We start from the raw sequence: 16,238 nt of genomic DNA, 5'->3' as shown, positions 1-16,238 counted from the left end.
TGTCAATCCGGGAATAATCCCCTACGCCATCCGTTGTCGTGGCATGGCCCATGAACAAACCGTGTCGGTCAGTAAGAAAATTGCCCTGGAGCCGACAGCTGCGGCTGGCGGCTCAAGCCCGCGGTCGGTGATAGCTATCTTGGTCGCGTTCGCCGCGGTGGCTGTCATCGGGGTGGGGTTGCCTTATCCGGCCGAGGCACGCTTCGTGCTGGTCGTGTTTGCGCTCGCGATCCTAGGATGGACCCTGTTCAAAATCGACGACACAGTAGTCGCGCTCGCAGCCGTGGCCGCGCTGCTTGTCGGTGGCGCCGTTCCCCTCTCCACCATCGCGACGACGCTGAAAAACCCACTAATCGGACTCTTGGTCGGAGCCTTCGTGATCGCCACCGCACTTACGCGATCGGGACTCGCGGAGCGCGTGGTGATCGCCACGATTGGCAATGTCCGATCGGTCACGCGCCTGTTCCATCGGCTCGCCTTCTTGATCTTGGCAACCGCTTTTGTCATTCCCTCGACGACCGGTCGCGCTGTGTTGTTCCTGCCGGTGTTTCTGACGCTCGCCGCTTCGATCCGGGATTTACAGGTCGTGCGTGCACTCGCGCTTCTTATCCCGAGTATCGTTCTGCTCTCGGCATGCGCTTCGCTTACTGGCGCGGGCGCGCATCTGGTCGCCGCCGAGTTCATCACGCGGTCCGGCGGAGCGCTCCTCGATTACGCGCGCTGGACCGTGCTGTGTTTTCCGTTCGCGGTCGCGAGCAGTTTTGTGGCAACGAGTGTGATCCTTTGGCTATTCCTCGACCGCGAGACGCGCATGGCGGCGCCCAAGCTGCCAAGCATTCCGCGAGACCCGCTCAATCCACGGCAGCGCGCGGTCGCAATGATCGTCGCCGTCATGCTGGTCGCGCTTCTCAGCGCGACGGCCGTCGGAATCGAGCCTGCTCTTGTCGTTTTGGTGGCGGCCACACTGCTCGTGATCGGACCATCCCCCGCGCTCTTGCCGGCCACGGCCCTGAAAACGATCGAATGGAAGCTGTTGGCGTTCCTGGCTGCTACCATGCTGATGGGCGACGCGCTGATCGTCTCCGGCGCCGCGCGCGTGGTTGCGGCGGATCTTGTGACGAGGATCGACTGGCAGGCATTCGGCAGCCCGCTCGCGGTCGCCACAATTGTCTCCGCGACCGCACTTTGCGCGCATCTGGTCGTGACGTCGCGGACCGCACGAGCGGTCGTTCTCATTCCGATACTCGCGTTGCCGCTCGCCGGGTTCGGATACGATCCGGCCGCACTTATTCTGCTCGTCGCAGTCGGAACTGGCTTCTGCCAGACGCTGCCAGTGAGCGCGAAAGCGGTGGCACTCTACGCCACGCTAACGCAGCCGACCTATGCGCCGAAGGATCTGATGCTCCTTTCAGCTGTGCTCTTGCCGATACACCTCCTTCTGTTGGTGGCGTTCGCGCTGGTCGTCTGGCCGCTTCTCGGTATCTCGCTACAACCATGATCATCGGCCGCACCACATGGCGATCAGAAGTGTGCTCTTCCATGCATGGGAATAATCCTGGATCCCATCCGTTATCCTCGCACGCTCTTCTGCCGCCCCACAACGGAGGACAAGATGGCCCTTACCGTTCTGATCGCTCCCTCGGGTTTCAAGGAATGCCTGAGCGCCACCGAAGTAGCCGGAGCCATGGCAGCGGGCGTACGGCGCACGCTGCCCGATGCTCGGGTGCTCTCCACGCCGATGATCGACGGCGGCGAAGGCTTCACGGCGGCGCTGGTAGCGGCGACGAACGGCACGCTTGAACAGGTGACGGTCAGTGGTCCCGTCAACGCGCCGGTGCGCGCGCCGATCGGCTTCCTTGGCGGTTCCGGGCCTAAGACGGCCGTGATCGAGATTGCGGCGGCGGCCGGCCTGCGGCTAGTGCCGCGCGGAGCGCGCGATCCGGCGGTGACGACGAGCCGCGGCGTCGGCGAACTCATCCGCGCGGCGCTCGATGCCGGAGCCGAGCACATTCTGGTCGGATGTGGGGACAGCGGCGTCAACGACGGCGGCGCCGGCATGGCGGAAGCGCTCGGCATCCGTTTACTTGACACGGACGACAAGGCGATCGGCTGCGGCGGCGGCGCGCTGGCGCGGCTTGCCTCCATCGACCTGTCGAATCGAGATCCGCGCCTCGACAGCGTGCAGATTGAAGCGGCGGTCAATTGGCACAATGTGTTGCTCGGCGAACATGGCGTGACGCGCGTTTACGGTCCGCAGAAGGGTGCGACGCCCGCACAGATTGTGATGCTTGAGGCGGCGCTTGGGAACTATGCAGCGTGCGTGCGCGTCGCAACCGGCGTCGATGTCAAGACGGTGGCGGGCGGCGGAGCGTCCGGGGGCATTGGCGCGGGGTTGCATGCGCTCCTCGGCGCGGTGCTGCGTCCGCGCTTCGACATGGTCATGCACTACACCAACTTCGACGCCCTGTTGGCCGAGACCGATCTCGTGCTCACCGGAGAGGGCACTCTCGATAACCAAACCCCGTTCGGCAAGGTGCCGGCGGAAGTCGCGCGGCGCGCGAAGGCACGCGGCCTTCCAGTGATCGCCCTTGCCGGTTCAATCGGCGAAGGCGCCAAAGCTAATCTAGATTGCGGTATCGACGCGTTCGCGAGCATCCAGATGCGGCCCTGGACGCTCGACGAGGCGATGGCGTCGGCGTCTCATCTGCTCCGCCACGCGACCGAAGATACGATTCGCATGGTCCTGGTCGGCATGCGCCTGCTTGATCCCGCGGGCTGCCATAGCCACCGCTTGCGCACGGTCGTCACGGGTCTCGACGCAGCTCGAAGCCGTCCGCTCATCTCGTCGGACACTGTAGCGCCGCCGACGATGTTATCAGGGGCTATTCATCTTCAGAGCCCACAGGATGCCGAGCATGGCAGATCTTGCGGGGTTGCACGCTCTTACCAAGAACCTGAACGCGTTGTCCTGAGCGAAGGCATCTGGCCACATTAGAACCACTTTAATGGTTGGTTCAACTCGGCCCCGCGCTTACTTGGGCAAGTTCATCAGTTGGCGCGATCATAGCATCGCGTCGTTTCTAGCTCGATGATTGCAGTTGTTGTTGCAACCTGTGTCGACACGTTCATCGTGTCGCACTCGTCGCGGAGCGACATGCGGAGCCAAACTGGACGAGGCCATCTCCGTAGACGGTGTCCTTTCCGGGTTCGCCGAGATCGATCGCCTGGCTGCTAAGTGCCGCGACGCTGGCTTCCGCAGTGCGCGCGGAATCGAGATCGTCGGCGGGTGGGGGTGGGCCTGCTGCGTCGGCGCGCCGGGTCTGTTTTCCCAAGTGAACCATCGCCAGCCGCGCGGCGACGAACGGCGCGGCGAAGGAGGTGCCGGTGTGCTGTCGCAGCTTCCCGTCGCCATCACGAAGCGCAAGATCGACGCCGGGAGCGGCAAGTCGGATATGCGGTCCACGAACCGCTCGCTTGTAGACGACGAGATTCCTGTCAACCGCCGTTGCCGCGATCGCCCATGGATAAGCTGCGGGATAACGCGGTTTGACGGCGGCGCCGTCATTGCCGCTCGCGGCGACCACGATGACGCCTCGGGCTTGCGCACGCTTTCCCTCCGCGTCCAGAACCTCGTTTGACGATCCCGCCAGACTCAGATTGATGACCGCAACGCCGCGCTCCACCAAAGTGTCCATCGCGGACACCAGATCGAACGTGTCGATCTGGTCCGTGCCGTTTTGCGAATGGAACGCGTCGACTGCTACAATCTGGGCCTTCGGCGTCAGTCCAGGGAATACGCCGTCGCCAAGCAAGAGCGTCGCGATCGCTGTTCCGTGGCGTTTGCTTGACGCCTGTCGGTCGGGCGAGCGTTGCGTAATCACCTCTAGTCGCTTGCTCGCCAGCCCTGTGTGGTCCGCATCGATGCCCGTATCCACCAGCCCGACCGCACCCAGGTCACCGCAATTTTCCAGCGAACGCCAGCCCACGGTCTCCAATGGATTGAGGAACGCGTTGCGCAGCGTTGACCGGCTGCCCTGCATCTGAAATCGCTGGCGATATAAGCTGTTCTCATCGACAGGCCGTCCCGGCGCGATCTCACGCAATGATGCGAGCGCGCGTTGTTTCGATGGCCGGCCCGGCGCTGCGACGCGCAGCAACAAACCCCTGCCGCCGCTCAGCGAGCGTTCCGCTATGACGCGAAACCCGCGGTCGCGCAGTGTCTGGGCTTGAGTAGCCTCGATTCCGGACAGTACATATTCAGGTGCATTCGCACGCGCCCTCATGGCACGACGCGGTCTTGCATCCCACGGCAACCGAAAGCCGCGAAACAGCGAGAAGTGTCCACCTCTTCCGACAGGGCTCCAATTGCTCCCGACGGGGGGGCCTCCACCGCCACCACCATCGCCACCGCCGCCACCACCACCACCGCCATCACCGCCACCGTCATCAGCGAATGCGGGCGGGAACAGTGCAGGGTATGTTGGGGACTGACCGACCACGGCGAAGCCCAGAAATAGGCCGACGACAGTCGCGAATGAATGGCAGGCAATCACGGTTCTCATGGGCGGATCACTAGAATTGTTGCTCTGGGTGTGCGCGCTAGGAGCGCGCCCGCTCGTGGCCATACGGGCGGCTTCCTCTTGTCACATTCGCTATCCGTGGTGATACACTGACTGCGTCTTCGTCGCCTTACAACAACGGAGGATGCTGCCCGCCTATTCCCGCCCGGCGTAAAAAAGCGCCGGAGCGATCGGAAACGAAAGCACTTCACGTCAGCTGATCGGCAAGGAGCTTAACGTTCATGGAACGGATGAGTTCCAGTGGCGTCCGGTTGCGCACAAACAACTTCGGCTTTCATCTATCATCTGAGGACGTTGGACGACGGTGCGTCCAACGGCCGCGATCCATAACGGCTGCGCGGCGGTCCCGAGATTGCAGGAGCCGGCGCATCATCGGGCCTGCACCATGCCTGAAAGCGCGCCAGGAGGCCGCCGAATTACAGGCTCGGCGCTAGGGCTGCACGAGAGCCTTGCGCTCCGCGTCGCCGGTCAGGATTTCCTTGCTCCCGAGCGCTTCGATGAACTGATCCGCCGTCTCGTGGCCGCTCGCTGGCGTGAAGCTGCCGCTCGACGACGAAACCACGACGAGATGAACATACCACGCTCGCTCCCGTAGGCAGGCGACCCGTGTCTGCTGCGTGCCGACGATCGCCGTCGTGAATTCGCGACAGATGGAGCCGTCTTCCATCCGATGCGTGGATACCATGGTGATGTCGGCCGTCGCCGTTCCCGAGCTGCTTGGGACTTGCCGCGACTCGCCGCTCGCGAGTTGGAACAGCAACTCCGCTTCTGCAGGCGATACAGCAATGCTGTTCAGCGGCGCTTTGTTCGCGAACGTGTTGTCGGGCTGTCGAAGCGCGCTGAGTGCAAAGCCAAGCACGCCTCCGGCAAAAAGTGCGATTGAGGCGGCCAAAGCCATGGCCTTGAAGCGATCGGACCGACGCAAGTTGCGCGAGGCTTGTTCGCGCCATGCGTTGGCGGGCGTGATGATATCGTCTTTTCGGGCACGGTCGTCGGCTTCGTTGGTTGCGCCCGTTTCAGGCCGCGGAACATCGGTGGAGCCGTGCTGGGTGCCTCGGCCAAATTCCGACAATGCATTCCCGAGCCTGCGGGCCATGCCGACAAGATGTTCGGGCACTGCGTCATCGTCGGCGCGACTGGCTGCTCCAGAAAAAAGCGCCCGCGATTCTGCGAATGATGCAAATCGCGCAGCAAGATCGTTGTCGCGGCCAAGCGCCTCGCGCACGCGGGCCGCCTCTGCGGGTTCAAGTTCGCCGTCCGCCAGAGCCATCAGGGTTTCGTCGGTGATCGCGGTCATCAGGGTTTATTCGCGTTGTGGCGGGCTTCGGCGAGTTGATCGAAATCGAGTCCGGCCGACAGAGCAAGCCTGGCGCGAGCCAGACGGCTCATCACCGTTCCGATTGGAGTTTTGAGGCGTTGGGCGGTCTCTCGATAACTCAATTCCTCAACGCAAACGGACTGAACAACGGCCTGCTGGTCACTCGGCAGCGACGCGAGCAACGCCTTGACGTCCGCAAGCACAATGCGGCTTTCAGCCACGGCTCGACCATCGGAACCGGAAAGGTGCTCCGCATCCTCAAGCGCCGTCTGAGCTCCCTCGATCTTCCGGCGCCGGATCTGATCGATCCAGAGATTCTTCATGATTCTGAACAGCCATGCGTCCAGCCGTGTGCCCGGCTCCCACAGCGCTTGGGCGCGCAGCGCGCGCTCAAACGTAGCCTGTACAAGATCGTCAGCCTCGTCGGCTCGCCCGGTCAGCGAGCGCGCGAATCGGCGCAGACGAGGCAGCAAGCTCACAAGTTCGTCACCGAAGCCGCTCATTCTTCATGTCTCGACGTCGACGGCATAACTCATTCCTCACGTCTCGACGTCGAGGGGCCGTAGTCGTAAAGGAATAACGCGGCGCTCTCTCGCATATTCCGAAAGCTACCATCTTTATTTATGTTCCGGTAACAGCAACATCCTGGAGATCATCTCAGGATGGCCTGAGCCGTGCAAGCCCTTTCGGTTCATCCGGGAATAAGCACTGCGGGCTTCCGTTTAGCTTCGCGTGGCGCAGGAGCGGATCGAACCGTCTCCTGTTGGAGCCGTACGAATAGGCCGCATCGCGGCCGAACAACGGGAGTGGTCCATGCAGATCAATGGAACTGACTTTGACGATCGGCTGCGCGGCACGAATCTGGCCGACACGATTTTCGGCTTCAAGGGCAACGACATTCTGGAAGGATTCAACGGCAACGATACGTTGAATGGCGGAGAAGGCACCGACATTTTGTACGGCGACGGCGGTGACGATCGGCTCTACGGCGACAAGGACAATGACGAGCTGTTCGGTGGGGCCGGAAATGACGTCCTTGATGGCGGCGAAGGCAACGATTTGCTCGAAGGCGAGGACGGAGACGATACGCTGGCCGCAGGCAAGGGCGAGGACACTCTCTATGGCGGCATCGGCGGCGATAGACTGGACGGCGGTGAAGACAACGACGAACTGTTTGGCGGCGATGGCAATGACGTCCTGCTTGGCGGCAAGGGTCAGGACTTCGTCTTTGGCGGCAGCGGAGCCGATACGCTCTATGGCGGGGAGGACGCCGATCTGGTCGAAGGCGGCGACGCGAACGACATCCTTTGTGGAGAGGAGGGCGAGGACGAAATGTACGGCGGTCTCGGTGACGACCGTCTCGACGGCGGCAAGGACGCCGATCGGCTATACGGCGGTGACGGCGTCGACATCGTTTCCGGAGGTTCGGGCGACGACCTGGTCGCGGGTGGATCCGGTAACGACCGTCTGTTCGGCGGCGAAGACAGCGACTGGCTGATCGGCGATGCCGGAAACGACCAGCTCATCGGCGATAGCGGCAACGATCGGCTTGACGGCGGTATCGGAACCGACAATCTCATCGGCGGCATCGGCAGCGACGTGCTGATCGGCGGGCTGGGCGGCGATATCCTGACCGGCGGAGCCGATCAGGACTCGTTCGTGTTGTCGAACATCGCCGCGAACCGCGACACGATCACTGATTTCCTGATCGGTAGCGACGAACTGCAGATCGAAGCGGCCATGTTCGGCGGCGGGATTCGCAGTGGTAGTTCGCTCGACGCAAGCCAGCTCGTCGCATCTTCAGCACCTGTCGCGACAAGTTCCGGAGTCGGGACGTTTCTGTTTGACACCGACAACGGCACGCTGAGCTGGGATGCCGATGGCGCCGGCGACCAGAGTGCCCAGTGGATTGCAACGCTACAGGGTGTTCAGACTCTCAGCGTCAACGACTTCCTTATCGTCTGAGTCTGCCTCGGACAGGAAGCACGGTTATCCCTGCTTCCTGCATCCGCGGGTCCGTGAGGCGGGGAATCATCCGCTTTTACAGGCGAAGGCGCGGCAAGTGAAAGACCTTGGCGAAGCAAAGGCCGGAATAAGCTGCCAAGACGTTCGTTGAAGGCGTTGAGGTTCACCTGGAACGCCCGACGGAGCAGCGCTGATGTGGCAAACTCCAAAACTCAACCAGCTTCACTCGGCCTGGACCGGCTCTCGACGCGCGGTCGCCGAATGGAGCCTCGCCGAGCTGCAGCTTCGCAGCAGAAGGCGCAGTATCGCAACCGGGCTGGCGGGGATCGCCATTGTTTCGGCCGCGATCGTGATTGGCTTCAGCAAGGGAGATGGGTCTCAGGCGATCGACACACAGTTCGTGGTACAGGCAGCCTTTCGCGGAGATCTTGAGGCCAAGGTTTCTGCAACCGGGACCGTGGAGCCGGTCAGGATCGTGGAAGTCTCGACCGAACTGTCCGGGACCATCGGGGACATCGCTGTCGACTACAACGACAGGGTCAAGGCCGGGCAACTCCTGGCGACGCTCGACGACGCCGTGCCCGCAAGGCAGCTCACCCGAGCCCGTGCCGCACACGGTCTTGCCGAAGCGCGGTTGCGTGAAGGACGCATCAATCTCGCGCTTGCCGAGAGCGAACGAAACCGCAAGCAGCGGCTCGCGGAGCGGCAAGCCGTCAGCGAACGCGAACTGGAGGCGGCGGTCGGCGCCTTCATGAGGGCAACAGCCCAGGTCGAGATATTTGAGGCAGAACTCAGGATCGCTGCCGCGGAGGTCGATCTCGCGGCTTCGAATCTCGACAAGACGCGGATCGTCGCACCCGTCGACGGCGTGGTGCTTCGGCGCAACGTCGAGCGTGGCCAGGTGATCGCAGCCTCGTTCCAGTCGCCGGTGTTGTTTCGTATTGCAGCCGACCTCAAGCACATGCAGGTCAAGGTCGATGTCGATGAAGCCGATGCTCTCGCCGTGCGACCGGGACAGCCTGCCGTGTTCAAGGGCCAAGCCTTGCGCGATCGAACCATCCCGGCTGTTGTCGAAAAAATCTATCTTGGTCCCGAGGTCGTGCAGGGCGTCGTTACCTACAAGGCGATTCTCGGCTTCGACAATGACGAGCTTCAGCTCAAGCCCGGCATGACGACCACAACGGACCTCACGGTCGCACAGCGCCGCAACGTGCTGCTGGTGCCAAACGCTGCGCTGCGGTTCGTGCCGCCGGCCCAGGTGCCTGCTCCGCAGAGCGTGCCTGGAGCGATCGCTCAGGCGATGAATGCGGCGTCCCGGCCCCAACCGGCCATCGCCGCGGCGCCCGCAACGGCGCGCGCCGCTGATTCTTCTCTGCCCGGGCGTCGGCAGATCTACAAGCTGGTTCGCGGCATGCTCACATCCGTTCAAGTGCGGATTGGCGAGACCGACGGCACGCACAGCGAAATCCTCGATGGCGACATTGCAGCAGGCGATAGCGTCGTCATCGACACGGCTGCGGTTCAGCCATGAGCTCCGGCGCTGTCGAAAGCAAGGCGAGAGAGCACGCCTCAAATGGCGGCATCGAGCCCCTGATACTGTTGGAGAATGTTGCCCGCATTCACGGTCGTGGACCTGCTTCGGTGACCGCCCTCGCAGGTGTTGATCTCTCGATCGCACCGGGCGAGTTCGTCGCGGTTGTTGGGCCTAGCGGTTCCGGCAAGTCGACGTTTCTCAACATCATCGGCTGTCTCGATACACCATCCAGCGGACGCTATCATTTCAAGGGGATCGATACCGGCGCGCTCGACGCCGCGCGCCGGGCGCTGCTGCGGCGAAGCAGCATGGGATTCGTGTTTCAGCGGTTCAATCTCATCAAGCGCACCAGCGCTTTGGACAATGTCGAACTGCCGCTGCTGTACCAGGGCGTTTCGCGGCGCGTGCGCCGCGAGGCTGCCGCAGCGGCCCTGATCTCGGTCGGCCTGTCCGGACACCAGCACCACACTCCGGACCAACTCTCCGGCGGCCAACAGCAACGCGTCGCGATCGCCCGCGCCCTGGTTGTCCGGCCCGACCTGCTGATCGCCGACGAGCCGACAGGCGCGCTCGACAGCACGACAGGTGCCGAAATCATGAAACTGCTGAAACAACTCAATCGCGAAGCAGGCACCACGATTGTCATGGTGACGCATGACCCCTCGATCGCCGCGCATGCGCGCCGCACCATTCGCTTCGCCGACGGCCGCATCCGGCGAAGACACTTCGATGGAGAGTGCAGTGATGGCCCATGAGATTCTGCGCTTGGCCGTTTCCGCTTTGCAGCGCAATGTCCTGCGTTCGACGCTGGCCGCGCTCGGTATCGTTATCGGCGTGAGCGCCGTGGTCGGGATGGTGACGATCGGGCGCGGGAGCAATGCCAAGGTGAAGGAACAGATCGACCAACTCGGCATGCAGTTGCTGTCGCTCCGCATTGGCCAGGATACTCGCGGCGGCAAGGGCGCGCAGATCGAGGCGAAGCCATTCACCCACGCCGACGTTGACGCGATCCGTCAGTTTCGCAGCGCACTTCAGGCGGTCGCGCCCGTCGCTTCGCAACCGGTTCGCGTCGTTTTGCGACAGGCAAACTGGGTCGCCAGTATCACTGGTGCAGACAACGATTTTTTTATCGCCAAGCGATGGGGCCTCGCCGCGGGAAGGCTTTTCTCCGGTCACGAAATTCAGGCCGGCAAGAATGTCTGCATTGTTGGAGCGACCATCCATGAGCGGCTGTTCGGCGGCAGTGCTGCAGTTGGCGAAACCATTCGCGTCAAGACGTTGCCCTGCGAAGTGATCGGAGTGCTTCGAGGGCGAGGGCAGTCGGGGCTGTCGCAGGACGACGACAACATCGTGGTCATGCCTCTCACCGGTTATCAACGCAGAATTCAGGGCACCACGGATATCCAGTCAGTCAATGTCTTGGTCCGGCATGACGTCGATACCTCGCACATGAAGGAGCGGATCGAGGAACTGATGCGCGAACGTCGCGGTATTGCGCCCGGGCAGGCCGATAACTTCCATCTGCTCGAGATGCGCCAGGTCGCTGAGGCTATGGCGAGCACGTCGCGGACGCTGACCGCGTTGCTGACCGCTATCGCAGCGATCAGCCTGCTGGTGGGCGGCATAGGGATCATGAACATCATGCTGGTCTCGGTCGCGGACAGGACTGCAGAAATCGGAATCCGCCTCGCAATCGGGGCGCTGCCGCGCCAGATCAAGGCGGAAGTGCTTGCCGAAGGGGTTCTGCTGGCAGTTGGAGGCGGGCTGGCCGGCATTGTTGCCGGGCTGGCTCTCGCAGCGGCCGCGCGCCTTTGGCTTCGGATCCCGCTCGTCGTGGATCCCGCAACCGTCGTCATCGCGGTGGCCGCATCGTGCGCGATCGGACTGGCGTTCAGTTACATGCCGGCTGCGCGGGCTGCGCAGCTTGACCCGATTGAAGCGTTGTCCCGCGAGTAGTCGTACGTTGCCGCGCCGAGGGGCCAGGGGCGGCTCGTCATGTTGCCGGTCGATGGCTGCCTGCACGCAATGAGACACGCAGAAAGGGCCCGGAAGCCCGGGCCCTTTCCGTTGGCGTCGACTGGCCGAACCTGGCCAAGACTCGCTTAGCGAGAGCTGTTGGAGCTTGAGTTCGACGAGCTGTTCGAGTTGGAATTCGAAGAGCTGTTCGAGCTTGAGTTCGAAGAGCTGTTGGAGCTGGAGTTCGATGAACTGTTGGAGCTCGAGTTCGACGAACTGTTGCCGGCCAGAATGATCTGGCCCCGCTCGGCCTTCACGGCTTGCACCGCAGTGTCGAACGGTGCGCCGACGGCAGCCTGCGTGCCGGTCGTCCCGAGCGCCAGGACAATCGCACTGGCGGTGAAGATAGCTTCTCGTTTCATGGCAAGATCCTCTTTCCTTGGTTGCGATACGGGGCCGATTTCTTTTCGACCCCAGAATGAAACGAGGCGCGACGAGAGCTTATTCCGAATGCCGCCAAAGTTCCGGCGCCTCGTCTGCAGTGTCGCCATCGCCTCATCGCCTCGCGCGTGCAAACTTTCGATACCATCCCTCGGAGGCCTGGGTGTTCCGCAGAATCTGCTGGCGCTCGCGTCCCTCGGCTGCGGTCTCTGCCGCAACGACAGGCCCGAGGCGCTCGTGTGAGGCACTTTCCTTGCGTAGTTCGAGGTCGGCCTCACTACGCTTGAATGGAATGACCTGCACCAGCGGCGTACCCTTCTCAATGACGTGGATCCCATCGGGTCCGGTCGCGATGAAGGGAAAGTTGATCAGCGAAGCATAGGTGTCGGTATCGACGACGCCGGCCAGGATCTCGACGGGAAGGTTATGCCGGTTGAGCGGTGCGGTGAACAGGCAGCTCCAGCCCGGCGGCGTCTTGATGGTCCAGTAGTTATGAAATTTCATGGGCGGTCTGTCTGCGAGGGGGTGTCCGGCGATCTGGTAGCTGCCGTGATTGCTCACCATCACCCGGTCGAACTCCCAGCCGGCATCAACCTTGCGGCCTTGCTCGCTGATTTGCAGACGTACTGTCGCAGCGATCGGCAGAACAAAGCCAAGCGTCATTGCATCGAGAAAAGGCATGCATCGCTTGATGGTCAGGCCGTTGTTCGTAGCCGAAAGCACCGATTGATCGACAGGTGGAATGCGTCGAAACCACTCTGGCAGCGCTGCCTTGGCCGGCGCAGGCTCGGCAATAACGCCGAAGTCGTCCGCCTGGCATAGAAATTCGATCGAGCTGCCTTTGTTGACCCGCAGCTCGGCCTCTGTTTGCGGGCGGGATCCGGTGTCGAGTTCCGGCGTGCGGCGATTGGAACGGAATAGCATCGGCGGCTCCTCATAAGCATGACCACGCGGGAATAACGCGATCGCTGGTCCGTTATTCCGCGTTCTTTTGGTCAAACGAGGCTCCACCCGCTTTCTGCGTTTGGCCCGCACAGCCCACGAGGAATCAGAAGTGCTCGGGGCCTTGCTGCAAGGTGGCTCAGGGGTCAATCTCCTCGATTTCCTCCCGAAATGCGAGCGCTGCAGAGTTTTGGTAAGATATCGAGCGCTCTGGAGCATCCAGAGGAGAAGGAGCATTTCATGAAGATGATCAAGGGACCAGGGATATTCCTCGCTCAGTTCACCGCCGACGCCGCGCCGTTCAACTCCTTCGACGCGATCTGCGAATGGGCCGCCTCGCTCGGCTACGACGGGATTCAGATCCCGAGCTGGGATGGGCGGCTCTTCGACCTCCGCAGGGCCTCGGAGTCCCAGGACTATGTCGATGAAGTGAAGGGGATCGCAGCCGGTCACGGCCTTTCCATCACCGAACTCTCGACCCATCTCCAGGGGCAGCTCGTCGCGGTTCATCCGGCCTATGACGCAGCATTCGACGGCTTCGCCGTGCCGGAGGTGCGGGACAATCCGAAGGCGCGCACCGAGTGGGCCGTCGACCAGGTCAAGCGCGCGATCCGCGCCTCACGGCGCCTCGGGCTTACGGCGCAGGCGACCTTCTCCGGCGCATTGGCGTGGCCCTATGTCTATCCCTGGCCGCAGCGTCCGGTCGGCCTCGTCGAGGCCGCCTTCGACGAGCTCGCCAGGCGCTGGCTGCCGATCCTTGATTATGCGGAGGAGCACGGCGTTGATCTCGCTTATGAAATCCATCCAGGCGAGGACCTGCACGACGGTGTCTCTTATGAGATGTTTCTCGAGCGAGTGAATGGCCACATGCGCGCGAACCTGCTCTACGACCCGTCGCACTTCGTGCTACAGCAGCTCGACTATCTCGACTACATCGATATCTATCACGAACGCATCAAGGCCTTCCACGTCAAGGACGCGGAGTTCAACCCGACGGGCCGCCAGGGCGTCTACGGCGGGTTCCAGAGTTGGGTCGATCGTGCTGGCCGATTCCGCTCACTGGGCGATGGTCAAGTCAATTTCGGCGCGATCTTCTCCAAGCTCACGCAGTACGATTACGGCAGTTGGGCGGTGATGGAATGGGAATGCGCGCTGAAGCATCCTGAGCAAGGCGCGCGCGAGGGCGCCGAATTTATCAAAAAACATATCATTCGGGTGACGGAGAAGGCCTTCGACGATTTCGCAGGTTCCGGCACCGACGATCAGATGAACCGCAAGATGCTTGGTATCTCCTGAGCGAGGAAGAAGAATGGCTATTGAGGCAAGCAGCGAAGCCGGCGGTCATGGTCGTATCCGGCTAGGCATGGTTGGCGGCGGCCAGGCATCTTTCATTGGCGCCGTCCACCGCATTGCCGCGCGTATCGACGACCAGTTCGAGTTGACAGCCGGCGCGTTGGCGTCGGATCCGGCCCGAGCCAAGGCCTCGGCGAGGGAGCTCGGTATCGCCAACGACCGCGCCTATAGCTCCTTCGAAGAGATGGCGAAGGCGGAAGCCGCGCGTCCCGATGGGATCGAGGTGGTTTCGATCGTGACCCCCAACCACCTGCACGGCCCGGTCGCCAGGGCCTTCCTTGAAGCCGGCATCCACGTCATCTGCGACAAACCGCTGACGACGACTGTCGCCGAGGCGGAGGAATTGGTGGAACTGGTCAGGAAGACGGGCAAGATCTTCGTCGTGACCCACAACTACACGGGCTATCCCATGGTCCGACAGGCCCGCGCCATGATCGCGAACGGCGATCTCGGCGAGATCCGACTGGTGCAGGCCGAATACCTGCAGGATTGGCTGACGGAGCGGTTAGAAGCAAGCGGACATAAGCAGGCCGCGTGGCGCACGGACCCGACCCGATCCGGCCCTGGCGGATGCATCGGCGACATCGGCACCCACGCGTACAATCTCGCCTGCTTCGTCACTGGACTTCAGCTTGACGAACTGCTCGCCCAGCTCTCGACCTTCGTCGGCGGCCGGCGTCTCGATGACGACGTCCAGATTCTCCTCAAGTGGAAGGGAGGCGCCAGAGGCATGCTTTGGGCGAGCCAGGTCGCGGTCGGCAATGAGAACGGCCTGACGCTGCGCGTCTATGGGACCAGGGGCGGTCTCGAATGGGTACAGGAAAATCCGAACCATCTCTGGTTCACCCGCTATGGGCAGCCCAAGCAACTCCTGACCCGCGGCGGTGCCGGCGCCTTGGTCGAGGCGGGTCGTCTCACCCGCGTGCCATCGGGGCATCCCGAGGGTTACCTTGAGGGGTTCGCAACAATCTATACTGAGGCAGCGCGCGCTATCCGCGCAGCACAGGCCGGCAAACCGCCCGATCCGGCGGTGATTTTCCCGACCGTCGAGGACGGCCTCGCCGGCGTGAAGTTCATTGAAGCTGCAGTGAACTCATCCGCAAGCAATGGCGCCTGGGTTCGGATCAGGTAAATGCGGACGTGTCTGTCAGGCTGATTTAGCACGCCAGCCTAAGATTTTCGGCGACAGCCTGCCGACTCGTGCAACGGTCGGCGTCGCCGATCTTGGCGGCAGTGCCCTCATTGAGGTGGTGGTTACCGCGCTCAAAGGCTGAAGCAACCCCTGCCAACTGTTATAGTCAATTCAGCAAAACGGAGTCAGTCAGCGCGGCGAGAACACATTCTTCAACTGCACCAGGAACGTTATTAGCCACGCGCAAACATACATGCCCGCAAGACCAAGAGCCGTTCTTCGATCAATCAAAGACAGACTTGTCCACCACCATACCCGGTAAAGCCATATTCCCGTCGTGGCCACGCCAAGCAAGCAGACCAATACCTTGAGGAAGGACGAGTTCGCGACGCCTAAGGCGCCGAACAAAAGCGTTGCCGGAACGAGAAACATCGTGCAGGCAGATATCAGAGTCTCGTTCATGGGTCCTCAAAACGTCTCTCGAATCGCAGACATGCCGTACAGTTTGCAGCAACGAGTACCTTTCTTGGAAGGGCCGGTGTATCGGCGCACATAGCTTGATTTGGGCCCCTGCAGCTGCGTCCGGGGTGGGACTTGCTATGAAATCGAAATGATCTCAAGTTTTTGACCGGATGCGCCGACTTCATCCCCAATAGTTTTGCCCATATTGGCGCAGAGCGGCCACAAGCCAAAGTTCAGCCAGGGCCAGGGGAAGACAGGCGCCCACCGAAGGCGATCTGAAAGGCGAACCGAAATGAACCGATGCTGAGGACCGCGATCTGTCGAGCGGAGAAGGGGGGATGATCGAGGCGCCTCCGCTCGCAAGCGATGTTTCACGGGACGATTAGATTGGAAACGTGCGTCTCCTACGAAATTCGCATATGTACACAGCCCCAGGCGCAGCTCCCACATCGGAGCGGGCCTGTTCGAAGCAACACTCGCCATCAGCCTCAGCTGGTCGCGAATCAATGACGGGTTCAAGGTGGGCCGTTCTAGCAAAGCGCGCGTTGCCAGTAG

General features: G+C 62.2%; 15 protein-coding genes and 1 pseudogene. 9 read left to right on the top strand and 7 right to left on the bottom strand.

From position 1 onward, the window contains the following. Positions 1–43: 43 nt before the first annotated feature. Positions 44–1,498, top strand: a complete 1,455-nt coding sequence (locus V1292_RS30270; RefSeq protein ID WP_334376207.1) for an SLC13 family permease — start codon at positions 44–46, stop codon at positions 1,496–1,498. A 114-nt stretch (positions 1,499–1,612) separates the two neighbouring features. After that, positions 1,613–2,995 carry a glycerate kinase family protein gene (locus tag V1292_RS30265; RefSeq protein WP_334376206.1) on the top strand — a complete coding sequence of 461 codons (1,383 nt, stop codon included), beginning with the start codon at positions 1,613–1,615 and terminating at the stop codon, positions 2,993–2,995. 130 nt (positions 2,996–3,125) lie between these two features. On the opposite strand, the gene V1292_RS30260 is transcribed toward V1292_RS30265, so the two are convergent. From V1292_RS30260 to V1292_RS30245, 4 genes are all read right to left on the bottom strand, one after another. After that, positions 3,126–4,040 carry a S8 family serine peptidase gene (locus V1292_RS30260; RefSeq protein WP_334376205.1) on the bottom strand — a complete coding sequence of 305 codons (915 nt, stop codon included), beginning with the start codon at positions 4,038–4,040 and terminating at the stop codon, positions 3,126–3,128. A 239-nt stretch (positions 4,041–4,279) separates the two neighbouring features. Then, a complete protein-coding gene (locus V1292_RS30255; RefSeq protein WP_334376204.1) occupies positions 4,280–4,549 on the bottom strand; it encodes a hypothetical protein in 270 nt (89 codons plus the stop codon). A gap of 461 nt (positions 4,550–5,010) precedes the next feature. Beyond that, on the bottom strand, positions 5,011–5,877 hold the full coding sequence (locus V1292_RS30250; RefSeq protein WP_334376203.1) for an anti-sigma factor family protein: 867 nt from the start codon (positions 5,875–5,877) through the stop codon (positions 5,011–5,013). Continuing rightward, positions 5,877–6,401 carry an RNA polymerase sigma factor gene (locus V1292_RS30245; protein WP_334376202.1) on the bottom strand — a complete coding sequence of 175 codons (525 nt, stop codon included), beginning with the start codon at positions 6,399–6,401 and terminating at the stop codon, positions 5,877–5,879. Before V1292_RS30245 ends, V1292_RS30250 begins: the two co-directional genes overlap by 1 nt. Before the next feature lie 229 nt (positions 6,402–6,630). Here V1292_RS30245 and V1292_RS30240 point away from each other — a divergent pair, with 229 nt between their 5' ends. From V1292_RS30240 to V1292_RS30225, 4 genes are all read left to right on the top strand, one after another. After that, positions 6,631–7,863, top strand: coding sequence for a calcium-binding protein (locus tag V1292_RS30240; protein WP_334376201.1), 1,233 nt, complete (start codon positions 6,631–6,633; stop codon positions 7,861–7,863). 193 nt (positions 7,864–8,056) lie between these two features. Continuing rightward, positions 8,057–9,394 (top strand): efflux RND transporter periplasmic adaptor subunit, encoded by a 1,338-nt coding sequence (locus V1292_RS30235; protein WP_334376200.1) that lies wholly within the window; start codon positions 8,057–8,059, stop codon positions 9,392–9,394. Then, a complete protein-coding gene (locus tag V1292_RS30230) occupies positions 9,391–10,152 on the top strand; it encodes an ABC transporter ATP-binding protein (RefSeq protein WP_334418781.1) in 762 nt (253 codons plus the stop codon). The genes V1292_RS30235 and V1292_RS30230 overlap by 4 nt, the downstream gene beginning before the upstream one ends. Then, positions 10,142–11,353 (top strand): ABC transporter permease, encoded by a 1,212-nt coding sequence (locus tag V1292_RS30225; RefSeq protein ID WP_334376198.1) that lies wholly within the window; start codon positions 10,142–10,144, stop codon positions 11,351–11,353. The genes V1292_RS30230 and V1292_RS30225 overlap by 11 nt, the downstream gene beginning before the upstream one ends. 146 nt (positions 11,354–11,499) lie before the next feature. On the opposite strand, the gene V1292_RS30220 is transcribed toward V1292_RS30225, so the two are convergent. After that, positions 11,500–11,775 (bottom strand): hypothetical protein, encoded by a 276-nt coding sequence (locus tag V1292_RS30220; RefSeq protein WP_334376197.1) that lies wholly within the window; start codon positions 11,773–11,775, stop codon positions 11,500–11,502. Positions 11,776–11,908: 133 nt separating this feature from the next. Continuing rightward, positions 11,909–12,718, bottom strand: a complete 810-nt coding sequence (locus V1292_RS30215) for a DUF6065 family protein (RefSeq protein WP_334376196.1) — start codon at positions 12,716–12,718, stop codon at positions 11,909–11,911. A gap of 258 nt (positions 12,719–12,976) precedes the next feature. Between V1292_RS30215 and V1292_RS30210 the strand changes: the two genes are divergently transcribed. The 3 genes and pseudogenes from V1292_RS30210 to V1292_RS30200 form a co-directional block, all read left to right on the top strand. Further along, complete coding sequence (locus V1292_RS30210; protein ID WP_334376195.1) at positions 12,977–14,032, top strand: sugar phosphate isomerase/epimerase family protein; 1,056 nt, start codon at positions 12,977–12,979, stop codon at positions 14,030–14,032. Positions 14,033–14,045: 13 nt separating this feature from the next. Further along, positions 14,046–15,221, top strand: a complete 1,176-nt coding sequence (locus tag V1292_RS30205; RefSeq protein WP_334376194.1) for a Gfo/Idh/MocA family protein — start codon at positions 14,046–14,048, stop codon at positions 15,219–15,221. A 40-nt stretch (positions 15,222–15,261) separates the two neighbouring features. Beyond that, positions 15,262–15,363 (top strand): annotated as a pseudogene (locus V1292_RS30200) (RidA family protein); the annotation flags it as partial. A gap of 47 nt (positions 15,364–15,410) precedes the next feature. Here the strand turns inward: V1292_RS30200 and V1292_RS30195 are convergent. Further along, positions 15,411–15,683, bottom strand: a complete 273-nt coding sequence (locus V1292_RS30195) for a hypothetical protein (RefSeq protein ID WP_334376193.1) — start codon at positions 15,681–15,683, stop codon at positions 15,411–15,413. Positions 15,684–16,238 lie beyond the last annotated feature (555 nt).

The organism is Bradyrhizobium sp. AZCC 1719, assembly GCF_036924525.1.
GTDB lineage: Bacteria > Pseudomonadota > Alphaproteobacteria > Rhizobiales > Xanthobacteraceae > Bradyrhizobium.
This window is presented reverse-complemented; position numbering and strand designations above follow the sequence as displayed.

Excerpts from the sequence above, each read along its gene's own strand:
- V1292_RS30270 (WP_334376207.1), top strand. The coding sequence starts at position 44 with ATGGCCCATGAACAAACCGTGTCGGTCAGTAAGAAAATTGCCCTGGAG.
- V1292_RS30265 (WP_334376206.1), top strand. The coding sequence starts at position 1,613 with ATGGCCCTTACCGTTCTGATCGCTCCCTCGGGTTTCAAGGAATGCCTG.
- V1292_RS30260 (WP_334376205.1), bottom strand. The coding sequence starts at position 4,040 with ATGCAGGGCAGCCGGTCAACGCTGCGCAACGCGTTCCTCAATCCATTG.
- V1292_RS30250 (WP_334376203.1), bottom strand. The coding sequence starts at position 5,877 with ATGACCGCGATCACCGACGAAACCCTGATGGCTCTGGCGGACGGCGAA.
- V1292_RS30245 (WP_334376202.1), bottom strand. The coding sequence starts at position 6,401 with ATGAGCGGCTTCGGTGACGAACTTGTGAGCTTGCTGCCTCGTCTGCGC.
- V1292_RS30235 (WP_334376200.1), top strand. The coding sequence starts at position 8,057 with ATGTGGCAAACTCCAAAACTCAACCAGCTTCACTCGGCCTGGACCGGC.
- V1292_RS30230 (WP_334418781.1), top strand. The coding sequence starts at position 9,391 with ATGAGCTCCGGCGCTGTCGAAAGCAAGGCGAGAGAGCACGCCTCAAAT.
- V1292_RS30225 (WP_334376198.1), top strand. The coding sequence starts at position 10,142 with ATGGCCCATGAGATTCTGCGCTTGGCCGTTTCCGCTTTGCAGCGCAAT.
- V1292_RS30220 (WP_334376197.1), bottom strand. The coding sequence starts at position 11,775 with ATGAAACGAGAAGCTATCTTCACCGCCAGTGCGATTGTCCTGGCGCTC.
- V1292_RS30215 (WP_334376196.1), bottom strand. The coding sequence starts at position 12,718 with ATGCTATTCCGTTCCAATCGCCGCACGCCGGAACTCGACACCGGATCC.
- V1292_RS30210 (WP_334376195.1), top strand. The coding sequence starts at position 12,977 with ATGAAGATGATCAAGGGACCAGGGATATTCCTCGCTCAGTTCACCGCC.
- V1292_RS30205 (WP_334376194.1), top strand. The coding sequence starts at position 14,046 with ATGGCTATTGAGGCAAGCAGCGAAGCCGGCGGTCATGGTCGTATCCGG.
- V1292_RS30195 (WP_334376193.1), bottom strand. The coding sequence starts at position 15,683 with ATGAACGAGACTCTGATATCTGCCTGCACGATGTTTCTCGTTCCGGCA.